Source organism: Streptomyces sp. NPDC001832 (assembly GCF_040297265.1).
GTDB lineage: Bacteria > Actinomycetota > Actinomycetes > Streptomycetales > Streptomycetaceae > Streptomyces.
Genome location: NZ_JBEOYU010000004.1, coordinates 188,481 through 207,022 on the forward strand (window position 1 = coordinate 188,481; position 18,542 = coordinate 207,022).

At 69.0% G+C, this 18,542-nt stretch carries 21 protein-coding genes and 2 pseudogenes; 11 read left to right on the top strand and 12 right to left on the bottom strand.

Annotated elements, in window-relative coordinates:
* Positions 1 to 76: 76 nt before the first annotated feature.
* Both ABT115_RS05710 and ABT115_RS05715 read left to right on the top strand, forming a co-directional pair.
* A complete protein-coding gene (locus ABT115_RS05710; RefSeq protein ID WP_351784395.1) occupies positions 77 to 439 on the top strand; it encodes a DsrE family protein in 363 nt (120 codons plus the stop codon).
* 15 nt (positions 440 to 454) lie between these two features.
* A pseudogene (locus tag ABT115_RS05715) lies at positions 455 to 874 on the top strand (RNA-guided endonuclease InsQ/TnpB family protein); the annotation flags it as partial.
* A 34-nt stretch (positions 875 to 908) separates the two neighbouring features.
* Here the strand turns inward: ABT115_RS05715 and ABT115_RS05720 are convergent.
* The 7 genes from ABT115_RS05720 to ABT115_RS05750 form a co-directional block, all read right to left on the bottom strand.
* Entirely contained in the window at positions 909 to 1,166 is a 258-nt protein-coding gene (locus ABT115_RS05720) for a DUF3099 domain-containing protein (protein WP_351784397.1), read from the bottom strand.
* Positions 1,167 to 1,301: 135 nt separating this feature from the next.
* Positions 1,302 to 1,589, bottom strand: a complete 288-nt coding sequence (locus ABT115_RS05725) for a DUF1416 domain-containing protein (protein WP_351784399.1) — start codon at positions 1,587 to 1,589, stop codon at positions 1,302 to 1,304.
* Positions 1,590 to 1,640: 51 nt separating this feature from the next.
* Entirely contained in the window at positions 1,641 to 2,486 is an 846-nt protein-coding gene (locus ABT115_RS05730) for a sulfurtransferase (RefSeq protein WP_351784401.1), read from the bottom strand.
* Between the two features lie 160 nt (positions 2,487 to 2,646).
* Positions 2,647 to 2,754 (bottom strand): putative leader peptide, encoded by a 108-nt coding sequence (locus tag ABT115_RS05735; protein ID WP_351784403.1) that lies wholly within the window; start codon positions 2,752 to 2,754, stop codon positions 2,647 to 2,649.
* A gap of 250 nt (positions 2,755 to 3,004) precedes the next feature.
* Positions 3,005 to 3,694: an LmeA family phospholipid-binding protein gene (locus tag ABT115_RS05740; RefSeq protein WP_351784405.1), complete on the bottom strand. Its 690-nt coding sequence runs from the start codon at positions 3,692 to 3,694 to the stop codon at positions 3,005 to 3,007.
* Positions 3,695 to 3,829: 135 nt separating this feature from the next.
* Entirely contained in the window at positions 3,830 to 5,344 is a 1,515-nt protein-coding gene (locus tag ABT115_RS05745; protein WP_351784407.1) for a hypothetical protein, read from the bottom strand.
* A 9-nt stretch (positions 5,345 to 5,353) separates the two neighbouring features.
* Positions 5,354 to 5,608, bottom strand: coding sequence for a MoaD/ThiS family protein (locus tag ABT115_RS05750; RefSeq protein WP_351784409.1), 255 nt, complete (start codon positions 5,606 to 5,608; stop codon positions 5,354 to 5,356).
* 513 nt (positions 5,609 to 6,121) lie between these two features.
* On the opposite strand from ABT115_RS05750, the gene ABT115_RS05755 reads away from it, so the two are divergent.
* The 6 genes from ABT115_RS05755 to ABT115_RS05780 all read left to right on the top strand — a co-directional run bounded on the left by ABT115_RS05755 (position 6,122) and on the right by ABT115_RS05780 (position 11,711).
* The gene (locus ABT115_RS05755) at positions 6,122 to 6,925 is read left to right on the top strand and encodes a response regulator transcription factor (protein WP_351784411.1); all 804 of its coding nucleotides are present in this window, start codon (positions 6,122 to 6,124) and stop codon (positions 6,923 to 6,925) included.
* A gap of 91 nt (positions 6,926 to 7,016) precedes the next feature.
* Positions 7,017 to 8,060, top strand: a complete 1,044-nt coding sequence (locus tag ABT115_RS05760; RefSeq protein WP_351784413.1) for a LacI family DNA-binding transcriptional regulator — start codon at positions 7,017 to 7,019, stop codon at positions 8,058 to 8,060.
* Positions 8,061 to 8,234: 174 nt separating this feature from the next.
* Positions 8,235 to 9,320, top strand: coding sequence for a S1C family serine protease (locus ABT115_RS05765; protein ID WP_351784415.1), 1,086 nt, complete (start codon positions 8,235 to 8,237; stop codon positions 9,318 to 9,320).
* 10 nt (positions 9,321 to 9,330) lie between these two features.
* On the top strand, positions 9,331 to 9,507 hold the full coding sequence (locus tag ABT115_RS05770) for a hypothetical protein (RefSeq protein WP_351784417.1): 177 nt from the start codon (positions 9,331 to 9,333) through the stop codon (positions 9,505 to 9,507).
* A gap of 60 nt (positions 9,508 to 9,567) precedes the next feature.
* Positions 9,568 to 10,296: a response regulator transcription factor gene (locus ABT115_RS05775; protein ID WP_351784419.1), complete on the top strand. Its 729-nt coding sequence runs from the start codon at positions 9,568 to 9,570 to the stop codon at positions 10,294 to 10,296.
* A complete protein-coding gene (locus tag ABT115_RS05780) occupies positions 10,293 to 11,711 on the top strand; it encodes a sensor histidine kinase (RefSeq protein ID WP_351784421.1) in 1,419 nt (472 codons plus the stop codon). The genes ABT115_RS05775 and ABT115_RS05780 overlap by 4 nt, the downstream gene beginning before the upstream one ends.
* Before the next feature lie 93 nt (positions 11,712 to 11,804).
* Here the strand turns inward: ABT115_RS05780 and ABT115_RS05785 are convergent, their stop codons facing one another.
* From ABT115_RS05785 to ABT115_RS05800, 4 genes are all read right to left on the bottom strand, one after another.
* Complete coding sequence (locus ABT115_RS05785) at positions 11,805 to 12,701, bottom strand: phosphatidylinositol-specific phospholipase C (RefSeq protein ID WP_351784422.1); 897 nt, start codon at positions 12,699 to 12,701, stop codon at positions 11,805 to 11,807.
* Positions 12,702 to 12,857: 156 nt separating this feature from the next.
* Positions 12,858 to 13,064, bottom strand: a complete 207-nt coding sequence (locus ABT115_RS05790) for a hypothetical protein (protein WP_351784424.1) — start codon at positions 13,062 to 13,064, stop codon at positions 12,858 to 12,860.
* A 411-nt stretch (positions 13,065 to 13,475) separates the two neighbouring features.
* The gene (locus ABT115_RS05795; RefSeq protein ID WP_351784426.1) at positions 13,476 to 13,670 is read right to left on the bottom strand and encodes a DUF397 domain-containing protein; all 195 of its coding nucleotides are present in this window, start codon (positions 13,668 to 13,670) and stop codon (positions 13,476 to 13,478) included.
* Between the two features lie 13 nt (positions 13,671 to 13,683).
* Positions 13,684 to 14,535, bottom strand: a complete 852-nt coding sequence (locus ABT115_RS05800) for a helix-turn-helix domain-containing protein (RefSeq protein ID WP_351784428.1) — start codon at positions 14,533 to 14,535, stop codon at positions 13,684 to 13,686.
* 248 nt (positions 14,536 to 14,783) lie between these two features.
* Here ABT115_RS05800 and ABT115_RS05805 point away from each other — a divergent pair, with 248 nt between their 5' ends.
* The 3 genes and pseudogenes from ABT115_RS05805 to ABT115_RS05815 all read left to right on the top strand — a co-directional run.
* Positions 14,784 to 15,227: an ATP-binding protein gene (locus ABT115_RS05805; RefSeq protein WP_351784430.1), complete on the top strand. Its 444-nt coding sequence runs from the start codon at positions 14,784 to 14,786 to the stop codon at positions 15,225 to 15,227.
* A 181-nt stretch (positions 15,228 to 15,408) separates the two neighbouring features.
* Positions 15,409 to 16,089, top strand: a complete 681-nt coding sequence (locus tag ABT115_RS05810; protein ID WP_351784432.1) for a DUF5701 family protein — start codon at positions 15,409 to 15,411, stop codon at positions 16,087 to 16,089.
* A gap of 25 nt (positions 16,090 to 16,114) precedes the next feature.
* A pseudogene (locus tag ABT115_RS05815) lies at positions 16,115 to 16,459 on the top strand (mycothiol transferase); the annotation flags it as partial.
* Between the two features lie 76 nt (positions 16,460 to 16,535).
* On the opposite strand, the gene ABT115_RS05820 reads toward ABT115_RS05815, so the two are convergent.
* The gene (locus tag ABT115_RS05820) at positions 16,536 to 18,365 is read right to left on the bottom strand and encodes a bifunctional metallophosphatase/5'-nucleotidase (protein ID WP_351784434.1); all 1,830 of its coding nucleotides are present in this window, start codon (positions 18,363 to 18,365) and stop codon (positions 16,536 to 16,538) included.
* Positions 18,366 to 18,542 lie beyond the last annotated feature (177 nt).

The window sequence follows — 18,542 nt, forward strand, 5'->3', positions numbered from 1 at the left end:
GATTCCGTTATCCGCGCACACACCTGACTTCCGTCAAGGCCATGAGGTTGCCCACCCGACGATTACAGTTCGGCATATGCCGAAGAAGCTCGTGATCAAGGTGACTGCCGGTGCCGACTCAGCCGAGCGCTGCTCGCAGGCGTTCACGGTGGCCGCGGTCGCCGTCGCCAGCGGCGTGGAGGTCTCGCTCTGGCTGACCGGTGAATCCTCATGGTTTGCTCTGCCGGGGCGCGCCGCGGAGTTCGAACTGCCGCATGCCGCGCCACTGCCGGATCTGATCGAGTCGATCCAGGCAGGCGGGCAGATCACCCTCTGCACGCAGTGCGCGGCCCGTCGCGACATCACCGAGCAGGATGTCCTGGAGGGCGTACGGATCGCGGGCGCCCAGATCTTCGTCAGCGAGATCATGGCCGACGGCGTCCAGGCGCTCGTCTACTGACGGGTCGCCGTACCGAGGCTGATCCGCGAGAACCAAGCGGTCGCCGTGGAGGACCTGGCGGTGAAGGGGCTCGCCCGCACGCGCCTGGCCAAGTCCGTCCACGACGCCGGATGGTCGGCGTTCGTGAGCATGCTGGAATACAAGGCCGCCCGGTACGGGCGGATCTTCATCCGGATCGGCCGGTTCGAGCCCACCAGCCAGGTGTGCTCGCAGTGCGGCATGAAGGACGGCCCCAAGCCCCTGCACGTCCGCACCTGGACGTGCGCGGCGTGCGGGGCCGTCCTGGACCGGGACATCAACGCGGCGGCCAACGTCGCCAGGGCGGCCGGACTGGCCGTGTCAGCCCGTGGAGCGCTGGTAAGACCGGGACTCGTCCCGGCACCGCGCAGCGAAGCGGGAACCCACCCGACACCACAGCCTTCAACGGCACGGTAGACGGGAATCGCCGTCCCTCAGGGCGGCGAGGATGTCAACGCCGCTTCTTGCCGTCGAGCTCGTCCCACCACTCGTCGGACTGTGGGTCGCCGGACGGATCGTCCCACCAGCGGTCCTCCGGGCCCCGCCGGTTGGCGATCATGGCTGCGATCGGCGGGATGACCATGGCCACGAGAACCATCGCTATCGCGGCGGGCATCGACCACAGCCTGACAAAGGCCCAGGCGGATACGAAGAGGACGATGCAGCCGCCCATCATCAGGAAATAGCCGCGACGGCGCCGCGCGTACATATATCAAGCGTAGGCCCGTTCCCGCCCACGTGAACGGCGCGAAGGGCCGTACCGAAGGCGTCCAAACCCCCGGGGTACGGCCCTTCGGGCGGTAACGGCCTGGTGCACGATAGAGAGTGGATCAGGCCGTAAAGGCTAGACGGCGATCGCGACCTCAAAGATGCCACCGGTCTGCGCCACGACCGTGCGGTCGGCGCTGCCGCCCGGGACGAGGGCGCGCAGCGTCCACGTGCCCTCGGCCGCGTAGAAGCGGAACTGTCCGGTCGCCGAGGTCGGGACCTCCGCGGTGAATTCGCCGGTCGAGTCCAGCAGGCGCACGTAACCGGCGACGGGCTCGCCGTCGCGGGTCACGCTGCCCTGGATAGTGGTCTCACCGGGCTTGATGGTCGAGGCGTCGGGGCCGCCGGCCTTTGCTCCACACATGGTGTTCTGTCCTTCTGGGTCGAGGGTCGTGCTGGTCCGGGTCGTGCGGAGTTACTTGTTGGCGCCGAGCTCGATCGGCACACCCACGAGGGAGCCGTACTCGGTCCACGAACCGTCGTAGTTCTTGACGTTCTCCTGGCCGAGCAGCTCATGCAGCACGAACCAGGTGAGCGCGGAACGCTCGCCGATACGGCAGTACGCGATGGTGTCCTTCGCCAGGTCGACCTGCTCGTCCTCGTAGAGGGCCTTGAGCTCGTCGTCCGACTTGAAGGTGCCGTCGTCGTTGGCGTTCTTCGACCACGGGATGTTGCGGGCGGTCGGCACGTGGCCGGGGCGCTGGGACTGCTCCTGCGGGAGGTGCGCCGGTGCGAGCAGCTTGCCGCTGAACTCGTCGGGCGAACGCACGTCGATCAGGTTCTGGCCGCCGATCGCCTTCACGACGTCGTCGCGGTAGGCGCGGATCGACTCGTCCTGCGGCTGGGCCTTGTACTCGGTGGCCGGGCGGGACGGGACCTGGTCGCCGTCGACCAGGTCGCGGGAGTCGAGCTCCCACTTCTTGCGGCCGCCGTCGAGCAGGCGGACGTCCTGGTGACCGTAGAGCTTGAAGTACCAGAACGCGTAGGACGCGAACCAGTTGTTGTTGCCGCCGTAGAGAACGACGGTGGTGTCGTTGCCGATGCCCTTCTCGGACAGCAGCTTCTCGAAGGCGGCCTGGTCGATGACGTCGCGGCGGACCGGGTCCTGGAAGTCCTTGGTCCAGTCGATCCGGATCGCGTTCTTGATGTGGTTCTTCTCGTACGCCGAGGTGTCCTCGTCGACCTCGACGAGAGCGATCTTCGGGTCGTCGATGCGGGCCTCGACCCAGTCGGCGTCTACCAGGACGTCACTGCGGCTCATTCTGTTCTCCTCCGGGGCAGTTTGCGGCGAGATGGTGCGAGACGGTGCGTGATGCGGATGTACGGCGGCGCAGTGTGCGGCACACCTGCACAGGCCATGGGGACAGGCCCTGACATCGGTCGAAGGGCCGGGGGGAATGCGGGGTGCCGAAGGCTCCCGCTCAGACAGTGCGACAGAGCATGGCGGCGACGCGGCACAGGTCCACTGCCCGCCGCTTCGTGAGATCCGCCCGTCCCCGCTGCGGGAGACCGCCATTACAGCACTGCATGGGACCGATCGTAGGGAGGTACGGACGGGCATGTCACCGCTGTGTCGTATTGCGAGACGCAGTCGTCCGTAATATGGGACAGGAGTAGCGGTACGGCGTCCCGCGCGTCGCCCTCTCGCCGTCGACACCCGTTGACTATCCGCAGATCGGATGCAGCCGTCTCAATATGTGGTGCGCAGGGGCATTGGCGCCCCTGCATGGTCTCGGCAGGACTCGGACCGACCGGCAAAGGCAAGTAGGGGGAAGGCCGTTATCCGGCGAGCTGTACGTCCGTACCCGTCACCGAGATGACCAGGCCGTCGGCGGTCGCCTGGATCTTCTGCAGCTTCAGACCGCTGGGCAGGCCGCCGATCTCCCGCTCGAAGTCGGTCTTCCCGCGCACCAGACCCTCAATCCCGGGGATGTCCTCGCCCGGCACCTCGTCCGCGTGCAGCTTGATCGTGTGGCCGTCGACCAGGGAGACGGTGGAGAGCACACTGCGCGAGAGCGGTTTGCCGAGGACGTCGACCGTGCCGGTCACCTTCACCTTGCCGTTGCCGCCGTACTCGACGACGGCGCCGTCGCTGGCGGCCTGGGTCAGGTCCTCGTACGAGATGACGGCGGTGCCGGTGGCCCGGGTGGCGGTGGCGCTGGAGTAGCCGTCGGCGAGCTTCACCTCGTGCAGCGCGGCGTTCATTCGGCTGATCCGGACCCTTTGGCCGTCGGCGTCGGCCTCGATGCCATTGATCTTGACGTCGACCTTGTCGAGCTGCTTTCCGGCGACCTGAGTCAGGAACGGAAATCCCTTGATGGAAACGTCCGTCGAGCCGGTCGTGGCGCCGGTGACCTGGACCCGCCCCTCGACCTCCGACTCGGCGAAGTACACCGCCGCCCGGTCGACGGCGACGAAGATCCCGCCCAGAACCACCACTATGACCAGCAGTATTCGCAGTGCACGCATGCCCGTTCCTCCCCCACCCTGCATCAATCCGGCCGGACCCCCGGCGCCCATGCGGTCCACTACGGATCCACAGCGCCCGGGGTGATCGACGTGCGGGCGCCCCCCTTCGGTTCCCGGGGGTGGCACCGGTCCACGCTACGAGATCGCGCCGCCGATCAGATAGACGGCGGGCGCCGCGGCAGTGAGCGGCAGTGCCACACCAGCCGTCATGTGGACGAACCGTGACGGGTAGTCGTAGCTCGCCACCCGCAGCCCGATCAGTGCGCAACCGCCCGCGGCAAGGCCGAGCAGCGCGCCCTTCGTACCGAAGTCGGTGAACGCCCCCGCCACCGCACCGGCGCCCGCGGCGGCGAGCAGCGCCACCACTACCGACGCGGCTCCGGGCAGCGGCAGCGCGCGGACGAGGACGGCGGCCGCGACGGCCACCCCGCCCACCGTCACCGCGTCCGGGACCGCCGCGAGATGTCCGGCGGCCAGGACGGCGAGGGCGGCCGACGCGACGGTGGCCATCAGCCCTTGCATCCGCTCGTCGGCGCTCGCGTGGCTGCGCAACTGGAGGACCACGGTGAGCAGCACCCAGATGCCGAGGGTGCCGAGGATGGCGGCCGGTCCGTTCTCGCGACCCGCGGCGAGCAGCGCGATGTCGGCGACGAAGCCACCGGCGAACGCGAGCACGATGCCCTGCCGGGCCGGCCACATGCCGTTGAGCCGGAACCAGCCGGCCGCGGTCACGGCCTGGAGCAGCACCAAGGGCACGACCAGGGCGTACGGCCCGATCGCGGCGCCGAGGGCGAGCAGCAGCCCTAGTCCCGCGGTGATCCCGGCGGGCTGGATACCCGGCGCGATGATCGGCGAGCGGCCCTCGGCGCGGGCGCGCTGGGCGTCGGTGATGCGAGTGTTGCCCAGGGTGGTGGGCGCGCTGTATCCGGCGGCGTCGTGCGCGGACGGTGCGGCGGCCGGGGCGGCCGCCCGGGCCGGCTCGGCGGCGACGGGCGCGACCGGGACCTCGGGAGGCAGCGGGTAGGAGCGGGAGGCGCCCTGCGGCTGCGGATGAGGCGGCGGACAACTGGTCTCGGCGGCGGCCGGAACGGGCTGCTGGGCGGGCTGGATGGGCGGCTGCGCAGGCTGGGCGGGCTGGGCAGGCTGCTGCGCGGGCTGGATGGGCTGGATGGGCGGCTGGTACTGGGTGTCCCAGGTCTGGCCCTCCCAGGTCTGCGTGACACCGGGATCCTGCGGGCCGTGGGCGGCAGGTGAGACGGGCTCCTGCATGTGGGCGTCCGGCCACGCGGGCCCAGGGTTCGCCTGCGGCGCCTGATTCGGGCCGTACGGGCCGTGTGCCTGGTACTGGGCTCCGTGCTGGGCCTGGTACTGGGCTCCGTGCTGGGCCTGCTGACCGTACGACTGCGCGCCGTACGCCTGCGCGCCATAGGGCTCGCCCCCGTACGACTGCTGACCGTGGGACCGGTCCCCGTACGACTGCGGGCCATGGGACTGCTCGCCGTACACCTGCCCCCCGTACGGCTGCGAGGGCTGCCGCTGTCCGTAAGGCTGCGCGGGCTGCGGCTCCTGGCTGTCCAGCGGGTCGTGCCCCGGCCCGTACCCGTAGCCCGGGTCCTGTCCGTACGGCTGCTGCTGATCGTTACTGCTCATGTCTGCGGTTCACCCTCCTGCGAACGGCGGGAGCACCTCGACCGTGCCGCCCTCAGCAAGGCGTACGGTCTCATGACTGCGGGTCCCCACGGGGGCGCCGTCGATGAGGAACGAGCACCTTTGCAGCACTCGGGTGAGCTCACCGCTGTGCCGCTCACGCACCGCGTCGAGCGCCTCGGCGAGGGTCGCGGCTGTGTACGGCTCCTCCGCGGTCCCAGCGGCGGCCTTGGCGGCGGCCCAGTAGCGGATCGTTCCCGCAGGCATGGTGGCGCTCCTCTCGTCTCGCGTCAGCTGTCCATAATGAATCACCCCGCCACCGCCCAGTCGCCGATGCGGCGGGCATCTGCCGTGCACGGTTCGTACACCGCCTCGATACGGACCGTCATCGGTCCGCAATGTGCCGCGCAGACGCCCCGGCGTGATCAAGGGAACAAAGGGAATCCGAAATCGCCCCTCGGACGCTGAACTGGGCTATTCTGCTGAGAAGGATCCGGGCAAAGCAGCCCCCGGGTCCTTTTGTGCTTTCCAAGCATTGTTACGACGACGTTTCACAAGCTCAGCGGACCCAGGGCACGGGCCCGCACCCGTAAAACCCGTATGACAGACGTCGTACGGCAACCAGTGCGAAAGCCAGCACGAAACGTACGAAGAAGTGCCGCATACTCCCCCGGGCCCGAGCCCGGGAGTGCCCCTCTCGCAGGGAACGAGGAGGATCGACGTAATGGGCGAGCGAACCGTGCACCGACATCGACCGACGACCCAGGCAGGTGGGCGGAGATGAGTTCACTGCTGCTCCTGACGAATGCCCTTCAACCGTCGACGGAGGTGCTTCCGGCCCTCGGTCTCCTGCTGCACAACGTGCGGGTGGCGCCGGCCGAAGGCCCCGCTCTCGTCGACACCCCCGGTGCCGATGTCATCCTGATCGACGGCCGTCGCGATCTGCCGCAGGTGCGGTCGCTGTGCCAGCTGCTGCGGTCCACCGGACCGGGCTGTCCACTGATCCTCGTCGTGACGGAGGGCGGTCTCGCGGCCGTCACCGCCGACTGGGGCATCGACGACGTACTGCTGGACACAGCGGGGCCGGCCGAGGTCGAGGCCCGGCTGCGGCTGGCCACCGGCCGGCAGCAGATCAGCTCCGACAACTCCCCGACGGAGATCCGCAACGGCGATCTGTCGGTCGACGAGGCGACGTACAGCGCGAAGCTGAAGGGCCAGGTCCTGGACCTGACCTTCAAGGAATTCGAATTGCTCAAATACCTGGCGCAGCACCCGGGCCGGGTCTTCACCCGCGCCCAGTTGCTCCAGGAGGTCTGGGGCTACGACTACTTCGGCGGTACGCGGACGGTCGACGTCCATGTGCGGCGGCTGCGCGCCAAGCTCGGACCCGAACACGAGTCACTGATCGGTACGGTCCGCAACGTCGGCTACCGCTTCGTCGCACCGGAGAAAGTGGAGCGAGCCGCCGAGGAGGCCAAGGCGCAGGCCGCGGCGGAGCCGGCCGCCGAACCCGTGCTCCGTCCGGAGCGGTCGGCGGTGGTCGAGGTCGCGGAAAGAGCCTCGGTCCGGCCTGCCAACCGGTAGCGGGTGACAGGCGGATAGGGCCGGACCCCGCTCCCTGATCCGGCCTGATCCACCTGTCACCCGCCTGGTCCATCCGCGTAGACTGCCGCGCGTGGCCAAGGTGACGCGGGACGATGTGGCGAGACTGGCGGGTACGTCGACCGCGGTCGTCAGCTATGTCATCAACAACGGACCCAGGCCGGTCGCCCCGGCCACGCGCGAGCGGGTACTCGCCGCGATCAAGGAGCTGGGCTACCGGCCGGACCGGGTTGCCCAGGCGATGGCGTCGCGACGGACCGACCTCATAGGGATGATCGTGCCGGACGCCCGGCAGCCGTTCTTCGCGGAGATGGCGCACGCGGTCGAACAGGCTGCCGCCGAGCGCGGAAAGATGGTGCTCGTCGGCAACTCCGACTACCGCGACGAGCGCGAGGTCCACTATCTGCGGGCCTTCCTCGGCATGCGGGTCTCCGGGCTGATCCTGGTCAGCCAGGGCCCCAGCGAGCGGGCCGCTGCCGAGATCGAGGCGTGGGACGCGCGGGTCGTGCTGCTGCACGAGCGGCCCGAGGCGATCGACGACGTCGCGGTCGTCACGGACGACATCGGCGGCGCCCAGCTCGCCACCCGGCATCTGCTGGAACACGGCAACGAGTACGTGGCGTGCCTCGGCGGCATGGAGTCGACCCCGTCGGTCGGCGACCCGGTCGCCGACCACGTCGAGGGCTGGCGCCGTGCGATGCACGAGTCGGGGCGCTCGACGGAGGGCCGGCTCTTCCAGGCCCCGTTCAACCGCTACGACGCCTATCAGGTGTCGCTGAAGCTGCTCGCGGGACCGGACAGGCCGCCGGCGATCTTCTGCTCGACGGACGACCAGGCCATCGGGGTGCTGCGGGCCGCGCGCGAGCTGCGGATCGATGTACCCGGGGATCTCGCGGTGGCGGGTTTCGACGACGTGAAGGAAGCCGGTCTGACCGATCCGCCGCTGACGACGGTCTTCTCGGACCGCCCGGCCATGGCACGGGCGGCCGTGGACCTGGTGCTCGACGACTCGTTGCGGGTGTCGGGGTCGCGGCGGGAGCGGCTGAAGCAGTTCCCGTCTGCGCTGGTGGTGCGGCGGTCGTGCGGCTGCGGGAAGCCTGTGCTCGGGGCGCGATAGGGGCCTGTCGGCCCTACGGCCTGGTGCACGATAGCGAGCGGGCTCCCTATCGTGCACCAGGCCGTTACCCCATACCCCCGGCACGCCAGCCTTTATATCGGACATACGGGGTTCTGTCGGGCTTCTCAGCGGGCGCTCAGGTTTCTCTCATCTTCGCGGAACACGCTCATAGACATGACAGAGAGCCAGCGCCCGAGCGGCGAGTACCCGAAGTACCCCTCGTACGGCAACGGCGACGCGTCCTACCCGCCGCCGTCCTACGAGCCCACCCAGCCGATCTCGACGGGCCCCGGAACCACCATGTGGCCCGGCCAGGGTGGCGGGGACGGCAGCTACGGCTCCGGCTTCCCGCAGTCCGCACCCGAGTCGGCCGAGCCCCGCCGGGCCCGGCGGCCGGTGGCCCTCCTGGTGGCCGTGGCGATCGCTGCGGCGGCAGTCGGCGGCGGCACCGCCACCGTCATCAATCAGATCGCCGCGAACAACACGGGCAGCGGTGTCATACCCGGCAGCCCCGTCTCGCAGAGCAGCAAGGGCAGCGTCGCCGGCGTCGCCGAGGCCGTCTCACCGATGATCGTCGAGGTCAACGCGACCTCGCCCGCAGGTAAGTCCACCGGCTCCGGCGTGGTCATCACGTCCGACGGCGAGGTCATCACCAACAACCACGTCATCTCCGGCGCCTCGTCGATCGAGGTGACGCTCAGCACGGGCAAGACGTACAGCGCGGAGGTCGTCGGCACCGACCCCGACAAGGACCTCGCACTCATCAAGCTCCAGGGTGCGAGCGGGCTGAAAACGGCCACGCTGGGCGACTCCTCGAAGGTCTCGGTCGGCGACGAGGTCGTCGCGATCGGCTCACCCGAGGGCCTGACCGGCACCGTCACCAGCGGCATCGTCTCCGCCGTCGACCGGGATGTCACGGTCGCCAAGGACGACAGCAACGGCCAGGGACAGAGCTGGCAGGGCGGCGGCGAGCAGTGGCCGTTCGAGTTCGGCGGTCAGCAGTTCAACGGCGACACCGGCGACTCCACCACCACGTACAAGGCCATCCAGACCGACGCCTCCCTCAACCCCGGCAACTCCGGTGGCGCGCTCATCAACATGGACGGCGAGGTCATCGGCATCAACTCCGCGATGTACTCGGCGAGTTCGTCCGGCCGATCCAGCAGTTCCGCGGCGGGCAGCGTCGGCCTCGGCTTCGCGATCCCGGTGAACACAGTCAAGACCGACCTCGACACCCTGCGGGCCGGCAACACCTCCTGAGGAGACAGCCATGCACCACCCCACGCACACCCCCACCGGCCCGGCCGACCTGGCCCTGCCCCTCGCCCTCGCGACGGAACTGGCCACGCACGGGAATGCCGAGAGGCTCCGCGCCCCGGAGGTCCGTACCGCCGCGGGCCGCAAGCGCCGGGCCGCGCGACGACGTGCCGCGGCCGTGCGAGGCTGATAGCAGGGGAGGCCCGAAGGCCCGCCCCGGCAGCCCGCAACGAGAAGAGGACATGGAGCGATGAGCCCCGCCGAAGACGATCCGCAGCGCATCCTGATCGTCGACGACGAGCCCGCCGTGCGTGAGGCCCTGCAGCGCAGCCTCGCGTTCGAGGGGTACGAAACCGAGGTCGCCGTCGACGGTCTCGACGCCCTCGCCAGAACCGAGTCGTACACCCCCGACCTCATCGTCCTCGACATCCAGATGCCGCGGATGGACGGGCTGACGGCGGCCCGCCGACTCCGCTCCGCAGGCACCACCACACCCATCCTGATGCTCACCGCCCGTGACACCGTCGGCGACCGTGTCACCGGTCTCGACGCGGGCGCCGACGACTACCTGGTCAAGCCGTTCGAGCTGGACGAGCTCCTCGCCCGCATCCGGGCCCTGCTGCGCCGCAGCTCGTACGCGGCCGCGGCAGGCAGCGTCCCCGACGACAATGTGCTGGCCTTCGCCGATCTGCGGATGAACCTGGCCACCCGCGAGGTCACCCGGGGCACGCGCCGGGTGGAGCTGACCCGTACCGAATTCACCCTGCTGGAGATGTTCCTGGCACACCCGCGACAGGTGCTGACCCGCGAGCAGATCCTCAAGGCGGTGTGGGGCTTCGACTTCGAACCCAGCTCCAACTCCCTGGACGTGTACGTGATGTACCTGCGCCGCAAGACTGAGGCGGGCGGCGAACCACGGCTCGTGCACACGGTTCGCGGGGTCGGTTACGCGCTCCGCTCCGGCGGCGGTGACGGATGACCGGGCCTCTGCGCCGACTCCGTGCCCTGCCGCTGCGCTCCCGGCTCGCGCTGCTGGTGGCGACGGCGGTGGCGGTCGCGGTGGCGGCGGTAGCAGCGTCCTGCTGGGTCGTGACGAGGGCGCAGCTGAACCAGCAGATGGACAACTCGCTGCGCCATTCCAAGGTCGACACGAAGTACCTGACGAACCTGTACGCCTACTGCCGCGGCACCGCGGTGCCGCCCTCGTCGTTCACCGGGTACACCGTTCAGCTCGTCGACTCCCAGGGCACGGTATGCATCGCCCCCGACGCGCCGCCGCTCTCCGTGAGCACCGCCGACATCGCGGTGGCCGCAGGAGATCGGCCCGACGCCCTGCACTCGGCGAAGACCGAGGCCGGGACGAGGATGCGTGTCTACACCTACCCGCTGTTGCGGACCGGTTCCGCTCCCGGTGGGACGTCGGGCAACATCGCCGTCTCCATCGCCCGCCCGTCGAGCGAGGTCAACAAGCCGCTCTCCACCCTCGCCTGGGTCCTCATGGTCGTCTCCGGCGTCGGCGTCGTCGGGGCGGGCGCGGCCGGTCTCTGGGTCGCCCGTACCGGCCTGCGCCCCGTCGACGAGCTCACCGAGGCGGTCGAGCACGTCGCCCGGACCGAGGACCTCACCGTCCGCATCCCGGTCGAGGGCGAGGACGAGATCGCCCGGCTGTCCCGCTCCTTCAACTCGATGACCGCTTCCCTCGCCAGCTCCCGCGACCGCCAGGCCCAGCTGATCGCGGACGCGGGCCACGAGCTGCGGACACCGCTGACGTCCCTCCGTACCAACATCGAACTCCTCGCCCGCAGCGACGACACCGGCCGGGCCATCCCGCCGGACGACCGCAAGGCGCTGATGAAGTCGGTGAAGGCGCAGATGACCGAGCTGGCCTCGCTCATCGGCGACCTCCAGGAACTGGCCCGCCCCGACGCGGCGAACCCCGGCCCGCTCCAGGTCGTGGGCCTGCACGACATCGCGAACACGGCCCTGGAACGGGCCCGGCTGCGTGGCCCGGAGCTGACGATCAGGGCGGACCTGACCTCCTGGTACGTACGGGCCGAGCCGGCCGCGCTGGAGCGGGCGGTGGTCAACGTCCTGGACAACGCGGTCAAGTTCAGCCCGCCCCACGGCACGATCGAGGTCGCACTGCGCAACGGCGAACTGACGGTACGGGACCACGGCCCCGGCATCCCCGCCGAGGAACTCCCCCACGTCTTCGAACGCTTCTGGCGCTCCCCGTCCGCCCGCCAGCTCCCCGGCTCGGGCCTGGGCCTGTCGATCGTCGCGCGCACGATCCAGCAGTCGGGCGGCACCATCACCCTGCGCCCGGCGGAGGGCGACGGCACGGTGGCGTCGATCAGGCTGCCGGGTGCGCCGCAGCCGCCGCCGGATCTCTGAGCCGGCTCGCAACCGGGTTCGGTCTCCGATCCGGCGTCCACGGACGTCTGGGCCCCGGCCGCGGCGGCCGGCCAGAACATCGCTCCGTGCTCCTCAGAGCCCCGGGTTGTGCCGGATCAGTGACTCCACGAGGCCTGGCCGGGTGGCGGGGAAGTCCAGTGGGACGATGCCGAGGCCGGTCCACCCGGCCGCCTCGGAGCCGTCGAGGAACGACTGCACCTGCGGGTTGAGCCGGTCCGCGTTCCAGCGCGGCGGCATCAGCGCGGCGGTGCTGACGTAGTTCATGTACAGCTTCCCCGGCTGCTGGGCAGCCTTGCGGAACTGGGCCTCGATCTTGGGGTACTTGGCGAACGGCTCCGCCATGTATTCGTCCTGGATGTCAAAGACCGCAGGGTCGGCGTAGCGAACGCCGGGCAGTCCGCCGTTGTCCGCGAGCAGTACGACCTTGCCACGGGCCTGGCCCAGTGACGGGAGCGCCGGGTCGATGCGGAACAGCGGGCGCCAGCCCCGTACGTCGAGGTAGTCGTCGAAGATGACCCGAAAGGTCGCGTCGCTCTCCTCCGAGTACTCCTGCTTCACCCGCATCAGCACGGTCTCGGTGGGGTGTGCGGCCAAGAAGTCCCAGCAGGCACCGAGGACATCGCCGAACATCATGTTCTGGTACGAGGCCCCATGGTGGATCGCGAAGGAGCCGCCGGTGACCCGGCACCGCACGTCGAGGAAACGGATCCCACTGGCTAACTGGTCCGCGATCGTGGTGTTCTGACACTCCGCCCAGGGACCGCCATACCGGGCTCCGGAGTCGTGCGAACCGGGAATCGTGAGACGTTGCAGGGCGGTGGCGTCGGGGAGGGCACCCATCCAGTCCTGAGTGGTGAGGGCCTGCCGGGCGTCGGCCTCGGCGGAGCCCGTGCCCAGGAGGACAGTGGCGGTTGCGGCGAGTGCGCCTGCCAGGAACGTGCGACGCGAACCGGCGTACGGGCTGCTCATGCGGGGCGCCTCCGTCTGCGGTGGGGGAAGAGCCCTCGAATTATGACGAGCGCACGTCAAAATCGGAACAGGGCGGACCGCTGTTGCGGTCGCCGTCACCGGCCGCGTACGCGGGGCGCGGACGTGCGGTCCACTCGATCCAGCAGCCCCGGTGGCTCAGCGCGAAGCCGCACGATTCACCCCGGTGGAGCGCGGCGAGCGCGCCGTGCAGCCGCCGCCGTCCACCCAACTCAGCTCGCGGTGCCGCTCGATGGGCGGCAACGCCGATGCCAGGTCGCGTGCCTCTACGCGGATGCGACGGATCGCCTCGGCGCAATCGTCGACCGTACCGACGGACATCTCGGCGACCTCGCCGGCCTCCATCGACCGGTATACGACTCGTTCGCACCCGGAACTCCCATGCCACGGAAGTGATGGCATGTTCCGAGTCATCCATGTCATCCACGGCCGGCCTTCCGGTGCGGTGTCGCGGCCGCCCCTTGCCCGTCACCGGCGTGACGAGCGCGGGCAAGGAGCAGCCCCTGCGGGCTCCTCAACGGGCTCAGTACGTCGAGGAGTTATGCCGACGGAACCGGCCTCACCCCGAGCGATACCGGTGGACGGCACACGGCAAGCTAGCCCGTTGAGCGACCCGTATCAAGCGTTGCATATCTAACGAGTGATGCGTAGATACCTTGTGAATGCTACGTCTCGATCGATTCAAACCGTGACCAAACGCAACGAGCGGCCCCCACCTGCACCGATGGGAGCCGCCTGGAGCGAGAGAGCTAGAGATCAGGCCAGATCGTCGAACTCTCCTTCCTTCGCACCGCCGAGAAAGGCACGCAGCTTGGCCCGGGTCGTACGGATGACCACGTCGGGGTTGTCACTCTCACGCATGAGGATCTCCCCTCCGTACTCGGCGAGTTCCAGACAGTTGTCGCCGTCGGCATCTGCCGACTTGGACGACTTTCGCCACTGAATTTCCATGGTTCTCACGCCTTCATACTTGCTCTGCGACTTCTTTGATGAAGTCTTTCGAACTCTGCGGATCGAGCGACCGCCCTTCCGTACGGTCGAGCACCGCCCGAAAGACCCGGAGCCGAGCCTCGGCGTCGACGAATCCAGAACCCAACAGGGCATCCGTCTGTACGGTGTCGAGCTGCGGAACCGGACCATAGACATAGTGAGTCGAACTACCGGCGTTCGGGAAGCCGCCCGCCGCGAACGGGATCACTCGCACGGTGACATTGTCGCGCTCCGACTCCTTCAGAAGGTGTTCGAGCTGCCCGGCCGCCACCTTGCGCCCGCCGTACTGCATCCGCAGAGCCGCTTCGTGGATCAGGAACGTACAAGTGGGCGGATTCGGTCGGTCAAGGACGTCTCTGCGCCTCAACCGGTGCGAGAGCCTACGTCGAAGGCTCGCAGGAGTCGGCGCGGGCAAGGCTTCGGCGTAGACGGCGCGCGCGTAGTCCTCTGTCTGAAGCAAGCCGGGCATATGCATGATCTGAACCGACCGGAACCCGACCGCGTGATGCTCCAGTTCCGCCAAATCGAGTGCACTCCCCGAAAGTTCGCCCCGATATTCCTCCCACCACCCCCTTATCCGCTCCTCTGCCATTTCGGTCAGCGCATCGACATACGCCGTGTCGTGGCACGCGTAGTGGTCGGACCAGGCGCGCACCCGCGCGCCACTCACCCCGAACCGACCCGATTCGGTGTTGCTGATGGTGGTGCGATCCGTGCCCAACAGAGCCGCTGCCTCGGTCGGTGTCAGACCGGCGTGCTCCCGCATCTTGCGCAGCTCCGCACCCAGTCGACGCTGCCGCGCGGTAGGGGGCTTCCTCGGTGGCATCAACCTCTCCTCTTGTCGAATCCCAGTGTGGCCACATCCCCCGAAAGGGTCCACTTACAGCACTAGTTATTGGATCCCAAACAACAGTTGATACATCCACGCTAGCGTGGCCACAACACCCGCGCCGCACACCGGTACATCCGAAGTGCAGCTGTGTGGAGGCATATTGAACCGCGCCTTCCTCGCGGCCATCGCCACGGACAACGAGCGACGCACCCGTTCAGACCGCACCGCGTTGGGAGTACGACATGAGCACCGCCACCGCAACTCCTCTGCCACCGGGCCCACTCGACAACGAGACCTATCGGCTCGCCCTGCCCAGCACCGCATGCGCCGCGAAGCTCGCACGGGACTTCATCGCATCGCTGCTCAGCCTCAGCAGTCCGCACGATCTCGTCGACGACGCACGCCTGTGCGTCACCGAAGTGGTCACCAACGCGCACCGTCATACGCGTACGTCAGTGATCGGCGTTGAGGCGATGGTCCTACGCTCGCGGGTCACGGTCGCGGTCACGGACGACGCCCATTGGGCGCTGCCAAAGCCGACGGACTTCCGCGTTGAACCAGAACGGGTCGGTGGCCAGGGGCTGTTGCTCGTGGAACGGCTGGCCCTGGCCTGGGGTGCGACCATCCTTGGCGGCGGCGTTCCGAGCCGGAAGGCGGTCTGGTTCACGCTCGGGACAGCTTCCTGAGACCCAGGAAGGGTCCGCCAGCACGCTGACGGACCCACATTCAGGAACAAGGCTGGAGATCAGGGTGGGCGGCAGCGGCAGCGGCAGCGGCAGCGGCAGCGGCAGCGGCAGCTACGGGAACATTTCCGCGAACCATCGCGTTCCCTCTGGGCCCGTCCGCGTCGCTATCCCAGGGAGCATCGTGCCAGAAGCCACGCCTGTCATCCCCACCCTTCCCTCCTCGCTCCCCGCCTTGAGCACCCAGGCCGAGCGGCTGATCGAGCTGGGAGTGCACGAGATCGCCGGACTGCCCGCCGCCGAGCTTCGGGGCTTCGCCGAAGCCGCCAAGGACGCTGCGGACTGCGACGGCGGCCTGCTCGCCGTTCACCCGGACCGGGCCCCGGCCTCCGTTCTCGCGCCGCTGCTGCGCCGCGAGGGCAAGCCGGGGTTTGTCGTTGTCGACATGCCCGATGTCGACCTCTTCGCTCCGCTCGACACGGTCGAGCTGCCCGACGCCCCGCTCTACCTCCTCACCGGCGTCGATCGCGGCGACCGGATGGCCAACTGGAGCCCGAACGAGGCACTGCCCGCCCTGACGGCCGAGGCCCGTACGCCGTTCCTGCTCACCGAGGGCATCCACTGGGTGCTGCAGCAGCCCGCCGTCCTGGAGCGCAACCACTGCTTCATGACCATCGGCTCCCGGCTGCGCAAAGCCAACGGCACCCTGGACGCCCGCACCCCGGCGATCTGGATCAGCAACGGCACCGGGCGGGACGGCCGCGAGCGCCGCAACGCCCCCAAGATCGGCTGGTGCTGGGCGGGCAACCGGCACACCTGGCTGGGCTTCGCCTCCGCAACGGGCCGCCGGCTCCAGGGCTCCTAAAGACGCGCCACCAGGCGTTGGGGAAGCCGCGGAGCCGGACAGGGCGGCTCATTCGTCGCCGCGTGAACACATCGTGGACCTCTATCGCCGGGCATGGACACACGCGGACGCGACCATCGACGCGCTTCCGCTGGACAGGGTCGGCAGGGTGCCGTGGTGGCCCGACGGGCGGGACGAGGTGACGTTGCACCATGCCGCGGTGCGCGTGATCGCGGACACCCACCGGCACGCCGGGTATGCCGACATCCTCCGCGAACTAACGGACGGTGCCGTCGGTATGAACAAGGGCAACGACAACATGCCGCCGGGCGACGCCCAGTGGTGGGAGAACCACCGGAACCGGCTGGAACGCGTGGCCCGGGACGCCTGACCGGGACGCCTGACCGGGCAACCAAAAGGGGCGGTGGGCCCGACCGGCCCACCGCCCCGAACCACGCGTACGTGAGCTACTGGATGATCGTGATCCGGTCCGTCGCCGGCGGGGCCAGCGGCGCGGCGGCCGAGGAGTGGGCCGCCAGGTAAGCGTTGAACAGGTCCAGGTCCGACGCGCCGACCAGCTTGTTGGTGCCCTGACCGAGGGCCGCGAAGCCGTCGCCGCCGCCCGCCAGGAACTCGTTCATCGCCACTCGGTACGTCTTCGCCGGGTCGATCGCCTCGCCGTTCAGCTTGATGGTGTCGGTGACCACGCGGGCCGCGCCCGTCTTCGTCATGTCCAGGGTGTACGTGAGGCCCTTCGAGACCTGGAGGATCTTCGGGCCGGCCTCGTTGGAGCCGCTGACCTGCTGCTGGAGCGCGGTGATCAGCTGGGCGCCGGTCAGGTCGACGACGTTCATCATGTTGGTGAACGGCTGCACGGTGAAGGCCTCCCCGTACGTCACCACTCCGTCGGACTTGCCGTCGGCCGACGCGTACACCAGGTCCGCCCGGATACCGCCCGGGTTCATGAGGGCGACGACCGCCCCGCCCTTGTCCGCCGGGGCCAGGCCCTCCAGCTGGGCGTCCGCGATCAGGTTGCCGAGCGGCTTCTCCAGGGCCTTGGAGCCGCGGCCGTCGATGTCGGCGCTGATGTGGCCCTGCGGCTTGTTCGCGATAGGTGCCGCGAGGGCGTTCCAGCGGGCGATCAAGGCCTTCATGTCGGAGGCCCTGCGCTGGTCCCGGCTGACGATGTGGTTCGCCGACTTCGGGTTCGAGGCACCGGCCGACTTCACCGACGTACGGATGATGTCCTTGGTGCGGCGGTCGTAGGTGAGGGTCGTGTCCGTGTAGACCTTGCCGAACGACGACGCAGAGGTGACCAGGCGCGGGTTGCCGGCCGGGTCCGGGATCGTGCACACGTACGCCTGGTGGGTGTGGCCCGTGACCAGCGCGTCGACCTTCGGCGTGATGCCCTTGGCGATGTCGACGATCGGCCCGGAGATGCCGTCGCCTGCGCCGGAGCTGTCGCAGTCGTAGTTGTACGAGGCGGAGGCGGGTGCCCCGCCCTCGTGGATCAGCGTGACGATGGACTTGACGCCCTGGCGGTCCAGCTCCTTGGCGTACTTGTTGATCGTCTCGATCTCGTCGTGGAACTTCAGGCCCTTGACACCGGCCGCAGTGACGACGTTCGGCGTGCCCTCCAGGGTCACCCCGATGAAGCCGATCTTGACGCCGTTCTTCTTCCACACCGTGTACGGCTTGAGGATCGGCTTGCTGGTCTTCTCGTTCGTCACATTGGCGGCGAGGTAGGGGAAGTCGGCGCCCTCGAACTTCTTGTCCTTCTCGTAGCACCCTTCGACCGGGTGGCAGCCGCCGTTCTGGAGGCGGGCCAGCTCGGTGGCGCCCTCGTCGAACTCGTGGTTGCCGACGCTGGTCACGTCGAGGTCGAGCTTGTTGAGCGCCTCGACGGTCGGCTCGTCGTGGAAGAGGCCGGACAGCAGCGGGCTCGCGCCCACCATGTCACCACCGGCCGCGGTGATCGAGTACGGGTGACCCTTGCGCGCGGTGCGCAGCGAGGACGCGAGGTACTCGACGCCACCGGCCCGAACCTCCTTGGCCGCGCCGTCGGGCTGCGTCTCGATGACCATGCCGGCCGATCCGGCCGGCGGCTCCAGATTCCCGTGCAGGTCGTTGAAGGACAGCAGCTGTACGTCGACGGTACGGGCCGGCTTGTGGTGGCCGTGACCGCGGTCCTGGGCGTCGGCCGGCATCGCGGCGACGAGTGCGCCGACGGTGGCGAGTCCGGCCGCGGCGGCGAGCATCCGCCGGGACGCGCGGTTCTTCTGCGGTGTCGCTGACATCTGTCCCCTTGTGAGTTCAGCAGAGGGTCAAAGAGTGTTGAGGAGTCTGGAGACTTCGTGCGCAGCCTAGGGTCAACGCGCGTAGCGCGACAGATGCGCATGGTTACGAACTGGTTGCCATCGCCCGGCAGGCGCTCCGGCACCGAGGACCCACGCCGGGACCGCCCCGGCCTCGTG

Coding starts and splice junctions, on each gene's coding strand:
- ABT115_RS05710 (WP_351784395.1), top strand. CDS start 77: ATGCCGAAGAAGCTCGTGATCAAGGTGACTGCCGGTGCCGACTCAGCC.
- ABT115_RS05720 (WP_351784397.1), bottom strand. CDS start 1,166: ATGTACGCGCGGCGCCGTCGCGGCTATTTCCTGATGATGGGCGGCTGC.
- ABT115_RS05725 (WP_351784399.1), bottom strand. CDS start 1,589: ATGTGTGGAGCAAAGGCCGGCGGCCCCGACGCCTCGACCATCAAGCCC.
- ABT115_RS05730 (WP_351784401.1), bottom strand. CDS start 2,486: ATGAGCCGCAGTGACGTCCTGGTAGACGCCGACTGGGTCGAGGCCCGC.
- ABT115_RS05735 (WP_351784403.1), bottom strand. CDS start 2,754: ATGCAGTGCTGTAATGGCGGTCTCCCGCAGCGGGGACGGGCGGATCTC.
- ABT115_RS05740 (WP_351784405.1), bottom strand. CDS start 3,694: ATGCGTGCACTGCGAATACTGCTGGTCATAGTGGTGGTTCTGGGCGGG.
- ABT115_RS05745 (WP_351784407.1), bottom strand. CDS start 5,344: ATGAGCAGTAACGATCAGCAGCAGCCGTACGGACAGGACCCGGGCTAC.
- ABT115_RS05750 (WP_351784409.1), bottom strand. CDS start 5,608: ATGCCTGCGGGAACGATCCGCTACTGGGCCGCCGCCAAGGCCGCCGCT.
- ABT115_RS05755 (WP_351784411.1), top strand. CDS start 6,122: ATGAGTTCACTGCTGCTCCTGACGAATGCCCTTCAACCGTCGACGGAG.
- ABT115_RS05765 (WP_351784415.1), top strand. CDS start 8,235: ATGACAGAGAGCCAGCGCCCGAGCGGCGAGTACCCGAAGTACCCCTCG.
- ABT115_RS05770 (WP_351784417.1), top strand. CDS start 9,331: ATGCACCACCCCACGCACACCCCCACCGGCCCGGCCGACCTGGCCCTG.
- ABT115_RS05775 (WP_351784419.1), top strand. CDS start 9,568: ATGAGCCCCGCCGAAGACGATCCGCAGCGCATCCTGATCGTCGACGAC.
- ABT115_RS05780 (WP_351784421.1), top strand. CDS start 10,293: ATGACCGGGCCTCTGCGCCGACTCCGTGCCCTGCCGCTGCGCTCCCGG.
- ABT115_RS05785 (WP_351784422.1), bottom strand. CDS start 12,701: ATGAGCAGCCCGTACGCCGGTTCGCGTCGCACGTTCCTGGCAGGCGCA.
- ABT115_RS05790 (WP_351784424.1), bottom strand. CDS start 13,064: ATGGAGGCCGGCGAGGTCGCCGAGATGTCCGTCGGTACGGTCGACGAT.
- ABT115_RS05795 (WP_351784426.1), bottom strand. CDS start 13,670: ATGGAAATTCAGTGGCGAAAGTCGTCCAAGTCGGCAGATGCCGACGGC.
- ABT115_RS05800 (WP_351784428.1), bottom strand. CDS start 14,535: ATGCCACCGAGGAAGCCCCCTACCGCGCGGCAGCGTCGACTGGGTGCG.
- ABT115_RS05805 (WP_351784430.1), top strand. CDS start 14,784: ATGAGCACCGCCACCGCAACTCCTCTGCCACCGGGCCCACTCGACAAC.
- ABT115_RS05820 (WP_351784434.1), bottom strand. CDS start 18,365: ATGTCAGCGACACCGCAGAAGAACCGCGCGTCCCGGCGGATGCTCGCC.